Source organism: Nostoc sp. DedSLP03 (assembly GCF_034530815.1).
Lineage (GTDB): Bacteria > Cyanobacteriota > Cyanobacteriia > Cyanobacteriales > Nostocaceae > Nostoc.
Window position 1 is genome coordinate 14,704 of record NZ_JAVRCK010000015.1, and the last position, 18,693, is coordinate 33,396.

Below are 18,693 nucleotides of genomic sequence, written 5' to 3' on the forward strand. Positions count from 1 at the left end.
TTAGCTGGCAAAAGCAATCGCGGCTACTTGTATTTATGTTTACAGCTAGACTTAATATCTAACAATACCTATGGCAGATTCTAGGAAAAACAGGCGCAGTTGTATATAGTAATGCTAAAGCGTCAAACCAGATCCAACCGTAATAATCGTCGTCATTAAACAAACTATTAAAGTACAACTCTCTTGACTTTTTGACTCAATGACCGCTTCTAATCATATTTGGCTACCTGCACCGACAAATTTAACTTTGCTACCAGATGAGATTCATGTCTGGCGCATAGACCTTGACCAACCAGAAACACAACTACAAAATTTAGCAGCAACCCTTTCCAGTGACGAAACATCTCGTGGTGAACGGTTCTATTTTCAGGAACATCGACAGCGTTTCATCGCAGGTCGTGGTATTCTCCGAACTATATTAGGGCGCTACTTGGGTATCCAGCCGTTACAAGTGGAGTTTAATTATCAACAGCGTGGCAAACCAGTACTAGCAGATAAATTTGCCGATAGTGGACTGGCGTTTAACTTGTCTCATTCCCAAGGATTGGGTTTATGTGCAGTGAATTGTACTCGCCCAATTGGTGTAGACCTAGAATATATTCGCCCGATGTCTGATTTGGAAGCTCTTGCCAAACGGTTCTTTTTAGCGAGAGAATATGATATGTTGCGATCGCTATCTCCCAACCAACAGCAAGAGATATTTTTCCGTTACTGGACTTGTAAGGAAGCTTATTTAAAAGCAACTGGAGACGGATTATCTCAGTTAGAGCAAATTGAAGTATCACTAACTCCCACAGAACCAGCTAAGTTACAAATATCTGAAGACTGGAGTCTTTTTGAACTAATACCTGCGAACAATTATGTTGCTGCTGTTGCTGTAGAGAATTTTGGCTGGAACTTAAAGTCCTGGCAATATTGATGTTAACTAAGCTCATCTCCTAAATGAAACAAGAGAGATATTGCAGACAAATGACCAATGACCAATGACAAATGACAAATGACAAATGACAAATGACAAATGACCAATGACAACTTACTTATCTTCCTGCATATTTCGCACAATTCTTGTCACCACCTTTCTAGGTACAAATCTGACGCATTTTGCAAGTATTTTATTGAGTAAACCAGGAATAACAATGGTTTTGTTTTTCATTAAGCCGTGAAAACCAATTTCGGCTACAGTTTGTGCATCCATCATCCTCTTACCCTTGAGCAACTTCGAGTCAGCCATCCCGGTTCTTTCATGAAAGCCAGATTCTGTTGAGCCTGGGCAAAGAACTGTCACAGTGACACCTGTACCTTCTAACTCATTAGCGATCGCTTCTGAAAAAGATAAGATATAAGCTTTAGTAGCAAAATAAACTGCCATCAAAGGCCCAGGTTGAAATGCAGCAGCCGAGGCGACGTTTAATATCTTACCTTCACCTTGCTTGACCATGTGCTTCACGAATAGCTTAGTTAAATGGGTGAGACACACCAAATTTACCTGTAGCATTTCCAGTTCAGTAGCTAGGTCTGTTTCGTGAAATAATCCATAGATACCAAATCCGGCATTATTTACCAGCACATCAACATTAATATCGGCGAGTTGCAACTCCGTGAAAATTTCTTCAGGAGCAGTTGATATAGATAAATCCTTAACAAGAGGTTTGACAAAAATCCCAAATTTTTCTTGGAACTTAACTGCAATTTCTACTAGCTTTGGCCCATTTCTGTCTACTAAGACCAAATTGTAATCATGAGCAGCAAAAATACATGCAAATTCGTAGCCAATTCCACCAGCTGCTCCAGTAATAAGAGCAGTTTTCTTGCTCTGACCTTGATGTTTTGTGTTCATGTAAGAATGTTAGTGAATTCAACTTGATGAAGCTGGGTTGCATTTACAGTCGTTCTCGTTCTACAATTAAGTGCGCGTAATATCTGACCCAACGAGAAATATCTTGAGTTATTACCCTTGCAAATGCTTGTGTGGTTCATTAAATAGATGTAGCAGTCCAAACGGAAATTTAGGACTTATGCATCGAAAAAGCTAGGCATTAAAGAAGCTCGGTTATTTAAGACTGCTAGCTGTCACTTTTGATTACTCACAAAAGCAAGCGGGTAAAATTAAACTTTTATGCCAGACACTAACCATTCTATCCTCGATTGCTTATGTCAAGAGGTGAATACTAAAAATTTACATGATTGAGCATAAAAAAACAGGGCAATTATATTGCCGCTGTTAGTGTATGAATTATTGCTGGCATCTGAAATATTGGTTATTCAGTAGTACTGAGTTTTAAAAAACATGGACTAAAGAAAATTATTTTGTAGTGGCGTGTCAAGGCTAAAATAGTGCATTAAATGTAGATGGCAGTGCAATACTGCGTAAGTTTTGAAGATTTGTAGGTTAGGTTGAACGAAGTGAAACTCAACAACTTCTTGAAAATGTTGGGTTTCGTTTCTCAATCCAACCTACTAGCGTGACATGCTTAAAATGTTGGGTTTAAAAAACTCAGAAAAACCAAAATCTAATCATTACCAGAATTATTCAACCCAATAAATTCAGCTTGCCACACTATTACAATTTTTTTTGCAACAATTTAGTCTTGACACATTTTACGCAAGTTGTGAATTCCTAAGCGAGATTCAAGAAGCCGCTTTGAATCAAGTAGGCAGTATAAGTCATAAACAATTGAGAATTAATTGGAGGACAAGCAATAGAACTACCTGCTAGTGCATGGAGAGTATCTTGGCAGCTAATATGAGGTCTTCTAGCTTGCAAGTACAAATCAGGAATAGTCAGTTGTTCATCAGACCAACGTTCCAGTAAAAATGGTCGCAAAGTGTACAAAGGGTTGTCTACAGAAGACACATTATTGATTAACTCCGATTGCCATTTTTCGTAAGGAATCATCTCAACTGAATAACCAAAAGAGCGTATCCACTCAACTAATATTCTCAAAGAAACAGGTTGAGGATGTTGTAAATTGAAAGCCTTACCTATGGATTCCTTCTGGCGTGATAGATAAACAATCGCTTTACTTACATAGTCAACAGGTGACATATCCAACATATAATCTACATCAGGAAAATATCCCATTTGTAGACAGCCTTTGGTCATCAAGTTAATAAAGTCATGTGTGTTGCAAATGCCTGTCTTGCTATCACCAGAAATCAGTGGTGGTCTATGGATAGTTACAGGCAGTCCACGGTCACGAGCAATTTTGACTAACTTTTCAGCCACCCATTTAGTTTGTGAATAACCAAGATAAATACCTTGCCAATGATTGAATTCATCCTGCTCTTTAACAACCTTGCCAGCATAAGCAGTGGATTCAAAAACAGCAACACTAGAAACGTAATGTACAGGCTTGACTTTAATTTGACAAGCCAATCTTAAAACTTCTTGAGTTCCTAAAACATTGGCTGCTTTCAGGGCTGAGTATGGAAAAACATAATTCAACAAAGCACCACTATGATAGATAGTATCAATATTGGTAGCTAAAATTTTAAACTGTTCAGAGCCAACACCTAACAATGGTAGAGATAAATCGCCAACAATCGGAATAATTCTGGAGCTAAATTCTTCCTGCCAAATTGCATATTGTTGCAAATTATTTTGGAGTTTGCTTTTGCCTTCTTCGGCATTAGCAGCACGCACTAAGCAATAGATATCCGCATTAGTTTCTTGTAGCAATTCCCGGATGATAAAAGCTCCTAAAAAGCCGGTTCCTCCAGTTAAAAAGATATTCTTGGGTTCACCTACAAGCACATTCGATGCGGCACCGGGATGGATGATAGGGTCAAGAACAGCCTCGGCACTTAAATCTAGAACAGAGGGTGCAGTATTGGCATTAGAGGCTACTACCTTTGTATCTTGAATTGGCGAACTATCTTGCACTTCTTCAGCTAAACGCTGTGAAAGAGCTTCAATATTTGGATAATGCCACAATAGCAACGGAGATGGTTGAAATCCTAGTAACTTTTCTAAGTTACTTACTAAAATCATTGCTTGGGCTGAATCCAACCCATAGTTTTCTAAATGTTCTGTGACATCTATTTCATCAGTTGCGACTCCTAACAACTTAGCTAAGTTAGATACCAAAAATATTTGAATATCGTCTGCTGTGAAAGACTGTTTTATAGTCATTTTTAAATCTCCAACAATGATGTAGAACGAACAGGGTGATATTGACTGTAATAATCGGAAGCTTGCAGCCCTTGAATTTTCAAATTTTGAACGCGATACAAAAAGGCTGCACCAGTCATAATTTGATTAGCAACATCAACTACACCACGATTATTTGGTTCAGACAAATAGGAACCGCGTACCCAGTCATTGAAACCGCCCATTGCCGGGCCACACCAAATTTGATAATCGACTTCTCTACCTTTTTCACCAGAACTAGACCAACGGGAAGATAATCCTAGATACCAACGGAAAATCAACGCCATTTTTAGTTTAGGATTATTAACTGCTTTCCCAAGTTTTTCAGGATTCTTTTGAGACAAATAAGCCGCAGTTCCTTCCCATACTTCGGCAATAGTTTTGCGAAAAACTTGTTTTTCTAATTTCTCTTTTTCTGCAAGGGGGATGCTTTCAATGGAATCATAAGCGCGATAGAGTTCAAATAATTTCTGCGCTCGCATGGGGAACATTGTACCCCGTTTGAGAACTTGCAATTTGACTCCCATTTCAAACATATCTGCTGCTGGAGCCATTATCATATCAGCCATTTCTGCTTGAGCTAGTAACTTTTTGGTATGTTCACAAGCCCCAGATTCAACGCATGATTGATTAATGGAACCGGTCATTATATAAGCAGCACCCATCATGAAAGCTGCTAATGCTGATTGTGGTGTTCCAATTCCCCCTGCAACGCCGATTCTAATGGGTGTTTGGTAATGATATTGGGCTTGAATTTCATCTCGCAAAGCAATAATAGAAGGTAACACACAAACCAGGGGACGGTTATCTGTATGACCTCCAGAATCAGCCTCGACGGTAATATCATCAGCCATCGGAACTTTGGCTGCAAGAGTTGCTTGTAACTCGGTAATTAATCCTTGTTGAAGAAGTTCTTTGAGGATTCTGGCTGGTGCTGGTTGCAAAAATTTAGTCGCAACTTCTCGGCGAGAAATTTTCGCAATGATTTTATTTTTGATTTCAATTTGATTGCTGCTATTCAATCCCAATCCAGCAACACGGTAATAAACAATGTTGGGAGTCAAGTCGAGAAATGCAGATGCTTCTACTGTTCTCACTTGATATTTGAGATATAAATCCACAGCGCGGCGTTCAATCGCGGGTTCGTTAGGACTGTGAATTAAATTAAATGCATAAGGGCCTTGAGGTAAAGCTTGTTGAATGCGATTGATAGCTGCTTCCAAACGTTCTGGAGTTAAACCACCTGCACCAAAGGAACTCAAAATTTGCTCTTTTCCGAGTGCGATGACCATTTCTTCAGATGCAATTCCGCCAGCCATTGCGCCAGTAACGTAGGCATATTTCACTCCATAAGAGGAGAGAAAATTCGGATCTCCAAATTGTTGAATGCGGATTGGGGCTGCAAATGTTAAGAGTTCTACTTGTGCTGTTGTGCCATTATCACCAGGGGATAAATAACCCTCATTAGTGACACCGATTTTTCCGGCAACTTTCACGATGTAGCAGGGTTTATTTAACACCATCAATTTATCTTTGATAGTTTGTTTTTCAAAAGATACAGTTTCTAAAGAACCTTTCCAAACCTGGTTTTTGTTATAAGACCAGGTAGAGAAATTAAGACCATTATCGTGTTTACTTAGTACCGTATCTACGGTTGTCACGGCAGTTATACCTCGGATTATACAAATAATGAATGATAAGGTTGAAGGTTGAAGGATGTAAACTCTTGGAAAAAGTTTTAATACGGTTTGGTTAGCTTGTTTATAACTTGAAGATCCCCCCAACCCCCCTTAAAAAGGGGAGTATTTTCTTTATTCACCCCCTTTTTAAGGGGGTCGCCGTAGGCGGGGGGATCTTAACCGAATCATATTGACAGGAGTCTACATTTGGGATTCTTAGGATTCGTCGTTAAGCAAGTTTTGGGCGCAAGCTAGTTGCAATTGAATGATTTCGCTCATTTGCTGACTGTAATCTTGTCTAGCTTGTAAGAAGGCTGTGTGTGCTTTAGTTATCTTTGAATTATTAGCATTGAGCTTTTGATACTGAGTCTTATTTAAATCGAACATGCTGATGATGCTACTAATTTTTTGAGTTCTGACGGGTGAGGAGGAAAGAGAAATTGGCTGTCTAATTGCGCTTGACTCAGAAGATTGTAATTGTTCTTTCGGTTCAAAAACGTTATCAATGATATTTTTCGGTTTTACTTCTTCTGACAGAGGCAAGATGTTAGAGGAATGACTTTCTTCTTGGGTTATATGGTTGGAAGTGTTAAGAAAATCTGTGATTTCAGATTGTTGGACATTAGGTATATCTGGATGCTGTATTTTGAAGCGATCGCACTTAATATCCTCAACTAAATTTTCAACAAGTTTACGATTTTCTTCGCTCAAAATTGTAGCAGCGATCGCTTTCCCACCCAAGGTAACTGTTCTCAATGTTGCTTTACTTGAATTAGCGCTTTCTTGGGCTTTGCTATACAGTGGTGATAAATCCACATTCACCTGATGACTGAGTAATTTTGCTAATGCTTTGACCATCGAAGCATGGTCATCCATGCCTCTACGATTTAGAGACACTGTGATATGTTCTTTGCTGCCGAGAATTTTATCAATCCATCGCGAACAGACATTACCAGCACCCGCTTCTAAAAATATTTTGACCCCATCGCTGTAGACACGATTAACTAATTGCGGAAAATCAAGTTCTTGGCACAATCCTTTGGCTATGTTGTGAGCAATGGTATCTCTTTCAAGTACGATCGGTTGATAGTCTGCGGCAGAATAAAACACAATCCCAGGAAGATTTTGTGATGGTAAGCTGTTTACCTTCTTGATTTCCTCGAACTGCGATCGCATCGCTTCACAATGTATTACATGGTCGAAGGGAGCAGGGAAGGCATTGCAACCTAAAGTCGCAATCACTCGCTTACAGGCGGCATCTTCACCAGCAATTAATACTTCTTCTGGTGTGTTGATTTGAGTTAAGTAGACGTGGTTCTCATGTTTGAGGCATTCTCTAACTTGAGATGGAGTAGCCATGAGAACATAAGTATTCCAAAAATTGTTGTTTGGTGAATCTGTTAATTCCCAATATTCACGCACCGCATTTTTCGGCCCAGATAACTTATCACCAAATAAAGGTGATGAGTTTAAGGTATTACTTCCGCCCTCAAAATCACTCCAAACCCCTTGGGCAACCATCATGCTAGTTTCACCCAAGCTATACCCAAATACAGATTGCGGCTTGACTTTAAAATCATCTCGGAAAATTGCTGTCATGTATCTAGCAAAGGCAATTTCACTTTCAAACATTGCCAGTGAATCATCTAACAATTGCTTTTCGAGAGTTTCTAGTTGTCTAGTTGTCAATTTCGGTAAACTTCTGGGATAAACCAGCTTTTCAACATCGGCAGCCCGATTGTAGAGATTGTTACTTTTTAAATCCTCGAAGACTTTCGGAAATAAACGGAAGACAGTCCGACCAATCCCAATATAAGAATTGACTGCGGCAGGATAAACGTAAGCAACTGCTCCAGTTTTACCCAATGGTTTCGCGGTGAAATAACTACCTAGTGGCGTTTGCCAATCCGTGCCGTTTTCAAAGGCATTATTTACACCTTTGCGGGCAGATTCAATTTCTTTGAGTAAATCTTTGGTGTTACGTCCTGTGATTGATAAGACGTATTTTGGATTAGAATGCTGTTGAAAAGTAGCAAATGTCTCGCTGGCGGTAGCTGATAAAGAAGAACTAGCTTCAATGGATTTTTGAAGATGGTTTAAGATATCGGGTATAGTAGAGCGATCGCTAACTGCGATAGGGAACAGATGAAAAGGCATTTGTTGCAAATATCTGTTGTCGCGCTCCTCTTGGCTGGGTTCTTCCGATAAGATTAAATGGGCGTAGCTGCCATCTATACCCATGCTATTAATTGCTGCTATTCTGCGTGTGCCGCCTTTATCGACAAACCAAGGTCTTGATTCCATCGCCACATAGAAGGGGCTACCTGACCATACTTGCGGTGTTTTGACACCAGACCATTTGGGGGTGGCGGGAATATATCTGTAATAAAGACAGAGAGCGGTTTTAATTAAGCTAGCAATTCCCGATGCTGTGTAGGTGTGGCCGATATTAGATTTAACGCTACCTAACGCACAATGCAGACCATTGCCCACTTTTGGATAAGCTTGGAGTAAACCTGTGATTTCGGCTTCATCCTCCTGGGGAACGCCGCTACCGAAGACTTCCACATAGTTAACTTCTGTGGGTTGAATCTCTGCCATCTGGAAAGCTTGTTTGCAGACATTGCTGATAGCTGAAGCATCAGGTTTTACCAAAGCGTCACTCAAAGTAGAATTACCTTGTGCAAAACTCATGGCATCAATTACTGCATAGATGCGTTCATTATCTTTCTTAGCAGCTTCGTAGCGCTTGAGGACGACAGCACCAGCACCTTCGCCAACTGTCCAGCCATTTGCTTGTTGGTCATAACCCAAGGTATTGATACCTGTATTAATTGGGGCAAATTGGCTGCGGAATAAGACATTTTCTACACCACCGGCTAAATCTACCGCACCAACAACCACCGCGTCTACTTCTCCCGTAGCGAGTAGCATTTGGGCAACTTCCAACGCTTTGAGGGCAGAATTTTCGCCAGCGCTGACGGTGAATGCAGGGCCAGTAAAATTCCATAAAGCTGAAATCCGACTCGCCATGATGTTGGCGATGTGACTGACATATTCGCCGATTTCTACTGGTTGATGAATGCTATCTTTGACAATGGTTTCCAGTTGGGAAAGCTGTTCAGCAGGTAGAGAAATTCCTTGATTGAGTAAGCCATCCTTGACTTGCCAAGAGAGGTTCCATCTTTGCTGTAGCTGATGCACAGAGAATTCTGTCTCGGCGGCGACAATTACAGCCACATTGCCACCCTCCTGTAGTTTCGCATCTTTGACGGCGCGATCGCTAACTTTCAGAAGTAACAATTGTTGTGGGTTTAACTTCTCGATTTCATTTGGTGGGATTTTGCATGATAAAGTATCGATTTCAAAATCTTTGATGTATGCCCCTACTGGTGCTTTTCCATCTGCTAAACCGTACTCTTTCAGGACACTTTCTTGATTTTCTATACCATGCCATCTTTGAGGTGGTAGAGAGGTAAAATGTTGTGTGCCATCATAAATACTGCGTTCAAAAGCATCCAAACCATTGCAGTTGCCAAAAAAGGCATCCATGCCGACAATGGCGACTTTGGTAGGTGGAACAGGCAAAGTCGATTCAACTGATTCTGTTGTATTTCCTTGTTCTAAAATCAGATGAGAATTAGTGCCGCCAAAACCGAAAGCGCTAATAGCTGCCCGTTTTATTGATGCATTATTATTAGGCCATGCTGTAGCTGTTCTAACAATTTTATCGGCGGAAATTGTACCATTTTCTGATGTTACAGGTTCCGAAACATTCATGGTTGCTGGAATTACTCCATGAGACATACTCAAAATCACCTTAGTCAAGCCAACTATGCCAGCAGCAGTTAGCAAGTGACCAGTATTTGCCTTAGCAGAACCTACCAAAGGCGCAGCTTGATTTTGACCAAAGAATGTTTCGATGGAATTGAATTCGGTTGTATCTCCTAGTAATGTGCCGGTGGCGTGACACTCTAGATAATCGATGGTTTTTGGGCTAACTTTTGCCTCATTATAGGCTCGTTCAAAAGCTAGGATTTGCCCTTTCGGATTCGGACTGAGTAAATGTTTACCTTTGCCATCATTGGAGAGTCCATTACCGCAGATAGTAGCGAGAATATTATCACCATCTCTAACGGCATCAGAATATCTCTTCAGCATCACCATCCCAACACCATCGGCGGGGATTAGCCCTCTAGAGGATTTATCTAAGGGGCGGCTAATGCCATTTTCTGCATACCCTTGAACACCGGAAAATAACATCCGCACGAATAAAGAATCTGCACAACTGATGGCTCCAGCTAACATCACATCAGCTTTGTGTGACCATAAGTAATGAGATGCTAGTTTAATCGCATAAAATGATGACGAACAAGCAGCATCCAGACATAAATTAATCTGGGATAGCGATAGAGCTTGAGCTACGATAGATGCTGGTAAACCAGATATCATCACATTGTATAAAGATGCTTTAGTTGCACTTGGTACAGCTAAATTGAAGTCTTCATACTGCAAAAGTTCTCTGACAGCAGGATTAATAGCTTTCTGGTAAATTGGAGAGAATAATTGATTAGATAATTTTGTCGGGAATGATAAATTACCTAAAATTACGCCACATTTTGCCAAAACAGTTTGATTATCCCAATAACCACTTTGTTCAATTGCTTGTTTAGCGGCATACAATGACCATTTGAAGGTGTTATCTAAACCAGCAATAAATTCTGATGGTAGATTGTATTCAGATGGATTAAACTGGAAGTTGCGGATGTACCCGCCTTTAAGAGAATAGGTTTTGTCTGGTGTCCCTTTAACTGGATTATGAAATATTGTCGGATCTACTCCGATTTCTTCGACGGTTGCAGAGGATGTGGAATCTTTTTGATTAACGATATTTTGCCAGAATTCTTCAGGGTTTTTAGCATCGGGGAATAGGCATGATAATGCGATGATGGCTATTTTTTCCACGATTTATATGCTCCGAGTTTGGGTATTTAGCAAGAGATAATTAAAAGGCAGGATTTACGCTGTTCCCCAAACTTTGAAGTGGCAAGTTATAGCAATCCTATTTGAGTTGTGAAAATTACTTTTTTTTAACGAACCGCAAAGGCGCGAAGGGCGCGAAGAAAAGAAAGCATTTTACAGAGATTTTAGGACTGCTATAGGTGTTGAGTGGTAAAGGAGGATTATTAGCTTCTGAGCATTTTCATTGACCAAATAATGGCATGAGCGCCGAGCATTCGTGAATAGATTTTACCTTGGCGATCGTGTATGATAAAGTTGGCGATCGCACTACTTGGTGTCTTAGATAGTACTTCACAAGAAACGTAAAATGTTTCGTTATGTGGTATCGCTTCAAACTGTTCAAATTTTTCCACTTTTCCAGGTAAACAACCTTCTTGATGAAAGTGTTGTGTCCAAATCCATAAAGCGTGCATACTCAAGTCAGTGGTGTAAGGATTTACCCATTGGACGGGGAATTGTCCTTGTTCCTTTGCAGTGAGTTCTGGCCAGAGACATTCTGTTGTGATTCTTTCAGGACTAATGTTTAAAACTCTCTTAACTTCTTGAAAACCGGGGCCGTGAAATAATGTAGCCCCACCATTTTGGTAAAAAGCTTTTCCTGTAGTGGTGATAATATTATCTGGTTCGAGATTGAGAGATTCATAAATGGGTGCATCTGGGATTTCACGCTGGAGATTGAGTTGAGCGCTAAAATGAAAATGGATTCTTCCTTCAGGGTTTTTACTGGAAATTTTGGCTTTAAGTTCGATTTTTTCAAGATTAACCTTAGAAATTTCTTCTATTTCTAAAATATGTTCCTTCGCTAATGTTTCATTGAAAGTAATCCCCTTCAAAACTTTAAAATCTTGGTAATTAAACAACCGATAATCGGGATATAATTGTTCAGAAGCATTGATAATCCAGGTCATTGCACAAGTTGCTGGTAAAACTGGAGAGCCAGCAATGGTATGATCGTGTAAAAATGGATTAGCCTCCAATGTCATTTGGCGACGGATACGATAAGTTCGTAGTTCTGAATCTAACTCTGTAGCCATTGGAACTAATGGGCTACCAATCACAACTTGTGCAGTTGTATGGTTGGCATTATCCATTTCTTTAACAAGCATTTGTGCCCCGGCTGCAATGGGAATTATCTCGATTTTTCGCTCTTGAAAAATCTTCTTTAATTCTGCTGTCACCATCCCACTATCCCAAGCGCCCCAGTTGATAGCGACTACATGACACGAGGGATAACTTTGCTTAAATATATGGGCTGATTTGTTCAGAATTTCATTTGCGATCGCATAATCAGATTGTCCGGGATTTCCGTAAAATCCTGTTACTGAAGAAAACAAAACTAAATGCTGAAGTTGACTAGGGTTGACGCAAGCTAGAAGATTTTCTAAACCCTGAACTTTAGCGGTGTAAACTTTTTCAAAATCCTCTTCTGTTTTCTTTTCAATTAACTTATCAGCTAAGTTTCCCGCGCCGTGGATGATTCCGGTAATTGGCCCAAGATGTTGTACAGCAGTGGCAAGTTTGTCTTGTAAAGCTGGCGTATCTGTGACATCGACGCTGATATATTCTGCTTTAGCTCCGGTTTTTTCAATTGCTGCTAGAGTCTTTTTAATTTCGCGGCTGGAGGTAATTTTGTTATATATTTTTTGCACATTCATGGGTGTGGGCTTCTCTCCTTGAGAAAGAAGATTTTCCATGATGCATTTTTTCAATGCGGATTCATCAGAATTTTGAGCGAAATCTGGCTCGGTTTCTAATAGTTCGGAGCGACCGAGGAGGATGAATTTGCAGGGTTGCTGTTGGGCTAATCTGATAGTACACTCAGCCGTAATCCCTTTTGCACCGCCGCTCACGACAAAGACAGATGATGGACTAAGCTGGGCTGTTTGTGTCATAAATCCTCTGGTATTAATTCGTAATTCGTAATTCGTAATTCGTAATTAAGAGATGCTCTCGAAAGCTGGTTACAAGTTGTTTCTTATCTCTTTCTCTGTGTCCTTTGCGGTTCTTTGCCTCAGCTCGCTCGTAGCGAATCGACTCAAAACTTACTTTGCGTTCCTCTGCGCTTTACTCTGCGCCCCTTTGCGTTTAAACTTAAATCCTCAATTGTCCCCAAATTTACGAAACTCGTACTTAGATGTTGCTCACTAAAGGAAAATCTCACGCAGAGGCGCAGAAGCGCAGAGAGAAGAGATTTTTAATCGGCGATGAGGGTAACTCGTCCCTGTGAACCATACCCAACTTCACTTATATAAAGGTTGGGATCGTGAAGCTCGGCGATGATGTTTTGTACTGACTGTTTAGCATCAAGTCTGGGACTTAAATCGATCGCACGAGTGAAAACCTTTGGCCATTCCCATCTCAGAGTTTTGGTTAATCCAAATAAACCAGCGCCGATCGCACCGAAGTTGACTTTGTACTCTAACCCAAAGGCTCCATCCAGGTGAGCAACTGTGCAGAAACAACTACGTCCATGCTTTGCGGCTTCGTTAAGAGAAGGTTTGAGGTGTTTCGCCATCAAAAATACGTGCTTGACGATCGCCTTTTCTGATTCGTTATAAGAAATACTGCCGGTGTGATTTCCTACAAACATCGGATGTAAGTGGATGAAAGCCCCAATCGTTCCGCAGTGAGATGCGATCGCTTGCAATTGTTGTTGAAGATGTTCTTCACTCAAATTTGCTAAGGTGACGCGGGTTACTCCTGTAGGTAAAGGCGCTTGCTGGGCGATCAGCGATTGGGGGAAGCTGATAACTACTACTTTCCAGCCTTTCTCGATTAGGGATTCAGTTAATTTATAAGTGGTGAGGGAACCATCATCAGTGATTAAACCGATGTGTCCCTCTGGTAACGTGAAATCCAAGTAATCGGGCTGTGCGAGACTTCTGAGTTTGACCGGATGGCGCTGGATAGTATGCTCTAGTTCATGTTCTAATTGGGGTGGCTGCTGTTGGACAAACTCAGGCTCAGACTTTTTTTTTTCACCTCCAGCTAACTCCTGTAGGTAATCGACTATTTGACCGATGGTGCGAAGATCGCCGAGTTCTTCGATATTTGGCTTGGGTAAGTTGGGGTACATTTCTTGCATCGCCCCTAAGATTTCTACCCGTTTAATCGAGTCAATCCCTAAGTCGGCTTCCATGTCCATTTCCAGTTCCAGCATCTCCACTGGATAGCCGGTCTTATCGCTGGTGATGGCTAACAGGGTTTCACCTAAGTTTGCAAATTCATCACCCTCCGGGTTCGCCAGTCCAACGCCAGTCGCCTGCGACGGGAAACCCGTCTTCAGCACTAGCTCCTCTTTGTTGGAGTAACTTGTAGCGGGTTCTGGTTCCGGGGTGAATGCGACAACTACGCTTGGTTCCGGTGCAGCGACTACCTCAACTACGGGTGCAGCCTCTACTGCAATCTCAGTTGCTTGTTGTACTTCGTGAACTGCAATTTCTACCGAAACACTTTTGGAAGCATGGGATTGCAGATACTCTACAATTTGACCGATGGTGCGTTTTTCTGACAGTTCTTCTAAATTCGGCTTGGGTAGATTGGGGTACATCTCTTGTAGCGCCCCTAAGATTTCCACCCGTTTGATAGAGTCAATTCCTAAATCCGCCTCCATGTCCATGTCCATTTCCAGCATCTCGACTGGGTAGCCGGTCTTATCGCTGGTGATGGCTAAGAGGTTTTTATCCAAGTCAACAATATCGATGGTTGCGCCAGGTACAGGTGCAGCAGTTGTGGGTGCTGGTTCTGGGGTGAATGCAACAACTTCGTTAACTGGAGGTGAGCTAATTTTGACTACAACTTCAGCTTGAGGTTCTACTACTGGAGGAACCGGTGATGCCGCTACAGGCTCTACTGTCTCTGTTGAGAAAAGATTAGGGAGCAAAGAAGAAGAATTTTCATCCTTCTTAGCAGTGGGGGATACAGGAGTTTCAACTACAGGCTCTACCACCTGTGGAGCAGGCACGAGAGGTTCTTGGGTAACATTTAAGCCATTTTTAGCTACAGGCTCAGTTACAGGCAAAGGCTGGCTTTCTACTATCTTGGTAGTGGCGGGTACTGGTGCTTCTGTGGTGAACGGAGTGAAATTGCTGATCTCTGTTAATTGAGTTACTCCCTCACCAGAAATGATTTGAGAATACTCTTGCTGGATGAGTTGGAAAAAGCTCTTAGTATATTCCAGTTGCTCTTGAAGATATTGCTCATGGATGCGTAGGGTTTCACCTTGTTGGGAATGAAACTGCATCATGCTACGCTCTAAGCTTTCCATGACAACTAGCTTCATTTTGGCAGTTTCGGCTGTTGATTTACTTTCACTCAACAAGGAATTCTGCTGCTGCATCAGTTGGAAAAACGCTTTAGCGTATTCCATTTGATGATTGAGATAAGTACCGTGAACTTGTAAATTCTCAGCTTGATTTTCCTGGAACTGTGTCAGGAGATATTCTAAACTTGCTAAAAGTTGTTCGTAATTTGTAAGCTTTTCTGGTGTTGGTTGCATCTTAGATTCCTGGGCTGGTTGGGACAGGGTAACAGGATTCATCTGTTGCTCTGGCTGGGTGATGATATTAGATGTCACACCGTTCATGGCTGGGGCGGATTTTTTATGTCCGTTAGTCTCAATTACAGCCAGAGGTGGAGTTACACCTGGGCTGCTAAATAAAGGAACCGCATCAGAATTTTCAGGGGTGGGTAATGTGACTTGATGCCCATCCTGCAAAGCTTGAGCGAAGGCATTTTTCGTTTTTTCGGATCTGTAGTTTATCCCGTTTAAACGGACATTTAATGTCTTCTTCGTCTCAATTGGGGGGATGGTTTGGGGAAGTTGGTAAGGATCGAGGTTATTCAAAGCCATACCTATCACCCGCAACTGCACAACTGCTTCTCGCAAAGAGCGATCGCTATTCTTTTGAGTGCTGGGGTTCAGAGATACGGTAATATGTGGGCGATCGCCAAGAATCTCTTTCACCAAGTTGCTAAGAATTCTTCTCGGCCCAAATTCCACAAAGCAAGTACCACCGGCTGCATAGATATTTTCAATTTCCTGCTTGAACAGCACTGAATTAGAAAGGTGCGTTTCCAGGATTTTTTGAATACCTTGGGCTTCCTTGGGATACTGCTTACTGGTAACGTTGCTGTAAACAGGGATTTTCGGAGTTTGGAACTTGACAGACTTGGTAGCGATCGCAAAGGATTTCTGAGCAAAGGCGATTAGCGGTGTATGGAAAGCTGCTGATACAGGTAACAATACAGCTGTATATCCTTTCTCGTGTAAAGCTTCTTTGATTCTCGCTATTTCTGCGGTAGGGCCAGCTAAGACAAATTGAGTTGGAGAATTTTGATTAGCGATCGCAACTTGCGGAAAATGTCTCAGCACTGCTTCGACTTTGCTGATATCTTCTTTAACAGCCAACATACTACCTGCATCATGATCTGGATCTTCGGGTGCAGCCATTGCTTGACCCCTAGCTTTCACCAGAAACAAGTAATCTTCGGTACTCAAAACCCCCGCAGCCCATAGTGCGGTTAATTCACCAAAGCTATGTCCCGCCACAAAATCTGACTTAAACCCAGCTTGTTGCAGTATGCTGTACATCCCTGCACTCAACACCCCGATGGCTGGTTGAGCGTATTCTGTGCGTTGTAAGGCAGCAATTTGGACATTCTTTTCTGCCTCTCCAAACACAGGATGAGGAAAAACGATTTCTGAAAGTGGCTGCAAATTATCTTTGAGCAACAGGCTATCCATATAACCATGAAGACGGCGCATCAAGGGGAAATTCATCACCAGTTCGCGTCCCATCTCCAGGTATTGCGAACCTTGACCAGAAAATAGAGAGACAACTTTTCCGCCCAACTCCATACCAGAGGAACGGTAATAAATTCCTTGGGGATGCTCCCAAGATGCTGCTGTTCCTTTGAGTTTCAGCCAGTCAATGCTAGTTTGCAGTAACTTGCAAGCTTCTTCGAGATTCTCAGCGACAAACCCGAATCGGGGAGCAGAGAGGGGAATTTGTTGTAATTTGCAATCATTGACTAATTGTGCATAATGTGCGTTAGCTGATGGCGATCGCAGCTTCCCTAAAATCTCTTCCGATTTGCTCAACAGTTGCTCTACTGTAGGAGCAAACAACAGCACTTCACTAGCACCACTGTGTAAGCGGTAAGCGGCGTTTTGGTCGGCTTCATATTCTTCCAAGACAACGTGATAGTTGGTTCCACCAAATCCAAAGGAACTTACACCTGCGCGTCTTGGTGCTTCCCCTTCTGGACGAATCCAAGGTCTGGTTTCAGTATTCAAATAAAAGGATGAATTTTTAATGTTGAGTTTGGGGTTCGGCTCAGTAATGTTAATTGTCGGCGGTAATACTTTGTGATGTAAAGCCAAAGCAGTTTTAATCAAACTCGCCGCACCCGCAGCCGCTTTTGTGTGTCCGATTTGTGATTTCACACTACCCAAAGCGATGTGCTGCTTTTTGTCATCATGCACATCAAAGAAGTCTTTTAAAGATCCGAATTCTGTCGGATCTCCAGCCATTGTGCCAGTACCGTGTGCTTCCATTAACCCAACAGTAGCAGGAGAGAAGCCGGCATCTTCATAAGCGCGTTCTAAGGCTTTAACTTGACCTTCTTTGCGAGGAGCATAAATGCTCTTATAACGTCCATCGCTGGAAGTACCAATACCTTTAATTACGGCATATATTTTATCGTTGTCCCGTTCCGCATCTTCCAACCGTTTGAGAACCATCATGGCGATACCTTCACCCAGCATCATCCCATCGGATTTAGCATCGAAAGGTTTGACATTTTCACTAGGAGAAACCGCCGGTGTTTTGCTGAACGATATGTAAGCCATGATAGTGTTGTCGGTATCAACACCACCAGTTAGCATCATGTCAGAACGATGCTCAACTAGCTCGCTGATTGCCATTTTTAAAGCACCAAAGGAACTAGCGCAAGCAGCATCAACTACGCAATTCATCCCGCCAAAATTTAGGCGATTGGCAATTCGTCCGGCGACTACGTTAGCTAACATTCCAGGGAAAGCGTTCTCATCCCATTTCACGTAAGCACTTTTGATTTTATCAACGATTTTTTGCGTATCTTCATCAGATAAACCACTGCTTTTAAGTGCTTTTTCCCAAATCGGATATTCCAATCTCGCCGAAAGTGGCATTCCTAATTGCTTGGCCATCGCCACGCCTAAGATTACCCCAACCATCTCGCGGTTAAATTCGCGTTGTTCACTATAGCCAGCATCTTCCATCGCTTCTTTCGCAACTACTAAACTTAATAGTTGCGATACATCTGTGACTTCCAAAATGCTAGGTGGTATACCGAATTCCATCGGATTAAAATCAACCTCTGGAAGAAACCCGCCTCTTTTACAATAGGTTTTATCTTCAGTAGTTCTAGGATTGGGATCGTAATAATCTTCGACGCTCCAGTGAGTCGAAGGAACATCAGTAATACAGTCAATTTTGTTTACTATATTTTGCCAGTATTCCTGCAAGTTTCTAGCTTGAGGCAATAGAGAAGCCATCCCAACGATGGCAATAGGATTGTGTTGTAATTGTCTGTTAATTCTGTTAATTGACACTGATTTATCTGATTTATCTGACTTCATGTTTTTTTCCTCTATAGACCTCATCACAGCCTTTTCACAATTATTGATAAGGCTCTCTAACTCCGCTAAGGCAGTATCAATTGAATAAGCAGACATAGGGCATAGTTAGTACTGTGGATTGTGTAGCTACAGTAATTTCTGTTGCCTACTAAATAATGAAAATCTCTCGTCTTGTAAGCAGCTAGCTATCCTATCTGTGCTAAATGCTTTTCTCCAAA

At 41.7% G+C, this 18,693-nt stretch carries 7 protein-coding genes; 1 reads left to right on the forward strand and 6 read right to left on the reverse strand.

Going from position 1 to position 18,693, the window contains the following annotated elements:
- The first annotated feature begins 199 nt into the window (after nucleotides 1–199).
- Nucleotides 200–919: a 4'-phosphopantetheinyl transferase HetI gene (gene hetI / locus RM368_RS09775; protein WP_322693882.1), complete on the forward strand. Its 720-nt coding sequence runs from the start codon at nucleotides 200–202 to the stop codon at nucleotides 917–919.
- 114 nt (nucleotides 920–1,033) lie between these two features.
- Here hetI and RM368_RS09780 read toward each other — a convergent pair whose 3' ends face one another.
- The 6 genes from RM368_RS09780 to RM368_RS09805 form a co-directional block, all read right to left on the reverse strand.
- Nucleotides 1,034–1,837, reverse strand: coding sequence for an SDR family oxidoreductase (locus tag RM368_RS09780; RefSeq protein ID WP_322693883.1), 804 nt, complete (start codon nucleotides 1,835–1,837; stop codon nucleotides 1,034–1,036).
- Between the two features lie 780 nt (nucleotides 1,838–2,617).
- On the reverse strand, nucleotides 2,618–4,132 hold the full coding sequence (locus RM368_RS09785) for a thioester reductase domain-containing protein (protein ID WP_322693884.1): 1,515 nt from the start codon (nucleotides 4,130–4,132) through the stop codon (nucleotides 2,618–2,620).
- A gap of 2 nt (nucleotides 4,133–4,134) precedes the next feature.
- Complete coding sequence (locus RM368_RS09790; RefSeq protein ID WP_322693885.1) at nucleotides 4,135–5,811, reverse strand: PfaD family polyunsaturated fatty acid/polyketide biosynthesis protein; 1,677 nt, start codon at nucleotides 5,809–5,811, stop codon at nucleotides 4,135–4,137.
- 234 nt (nucleotides 5,812–6,045) lie between these two features.
- Nucleotides 6,046–10,794, reverse strand: coding sequence for a PfaB family protein (locus RM368_RS09795; RefSeq protein WP_322693886.1), 4,749 nt, complete (start codon nucleotides 10,792–10,794; stop codon nucleotides 6,046–6,048).
- A 221-nt stretch (nucleotides 10,795–11,015) separates the two neighbouring features.
- Nucleotides 11,016–12,743, reverse strand: a complete 1,728-nt coding sequence (locus tag RM368_RS09800) for an SDR family NAD(P)-dependent oxidoreductase (RefSeq protein ID WP_322693887.1) — start codon at nucleotides 12,741–12,743, stop codon at nucleotides 11,016–11,018.
- A 302-nt stretch (nucleotides 12,744–13,045) separates the two neighbouring features.
- Complete coding sequence (locus RM368_RS09805; protein WP_322693888.1) at nucleotides 13,046–18,571, reverse strand: polyketide synthase; 5,526 nt, start codon at nucleotides 18,569–18,571, stop codon at nucleotides 13,046–13,048.
- Between the last annotated feature and the right edge of the window lie 122 nt (nucleotides 18,572–18,693).

What these genes read in the sequence shown, in the direction of transcription:
- RM368_RS09780 (WP_322693883.1), bottom strand. Translation starts at nt 1,837, where the DNA reads ATGAACACAAAACATCAAGGTCAGAGCAAGAAAACTGCTCTTATTACT.
- RM368_RS09805 (WP_322693888.1), bottom strand. Translation starts at nt 18,571, where the DNA reads ATGTCTGCTTATTCAATTGATACTGCCTTAGCGGAGTTAGAGAGCCTT.
- RM368_RS09800 (WP_322693887.1), bottom strand. Translation starts at nt 12,743, where the DNA reads ATGACACAAACAGCCCAGCTTAGTCCATCATCTGTCTTTGTCGTGAGC.
- RM368_RS09785 (WP_322693884.1), bottom strand. Translation starts at nt 4,132, where the DNA reads ATGACTATAAAACAGTCTTTCACAGCAGACGATATTCAAATATTTTTG.
- hetI (WP_322693882.1), top strand. Translation starts at nt 200, where the DNA reads ATGACCGCTTCTAATCATATTTGGCTACCTGCACCGACAAATTTAACT.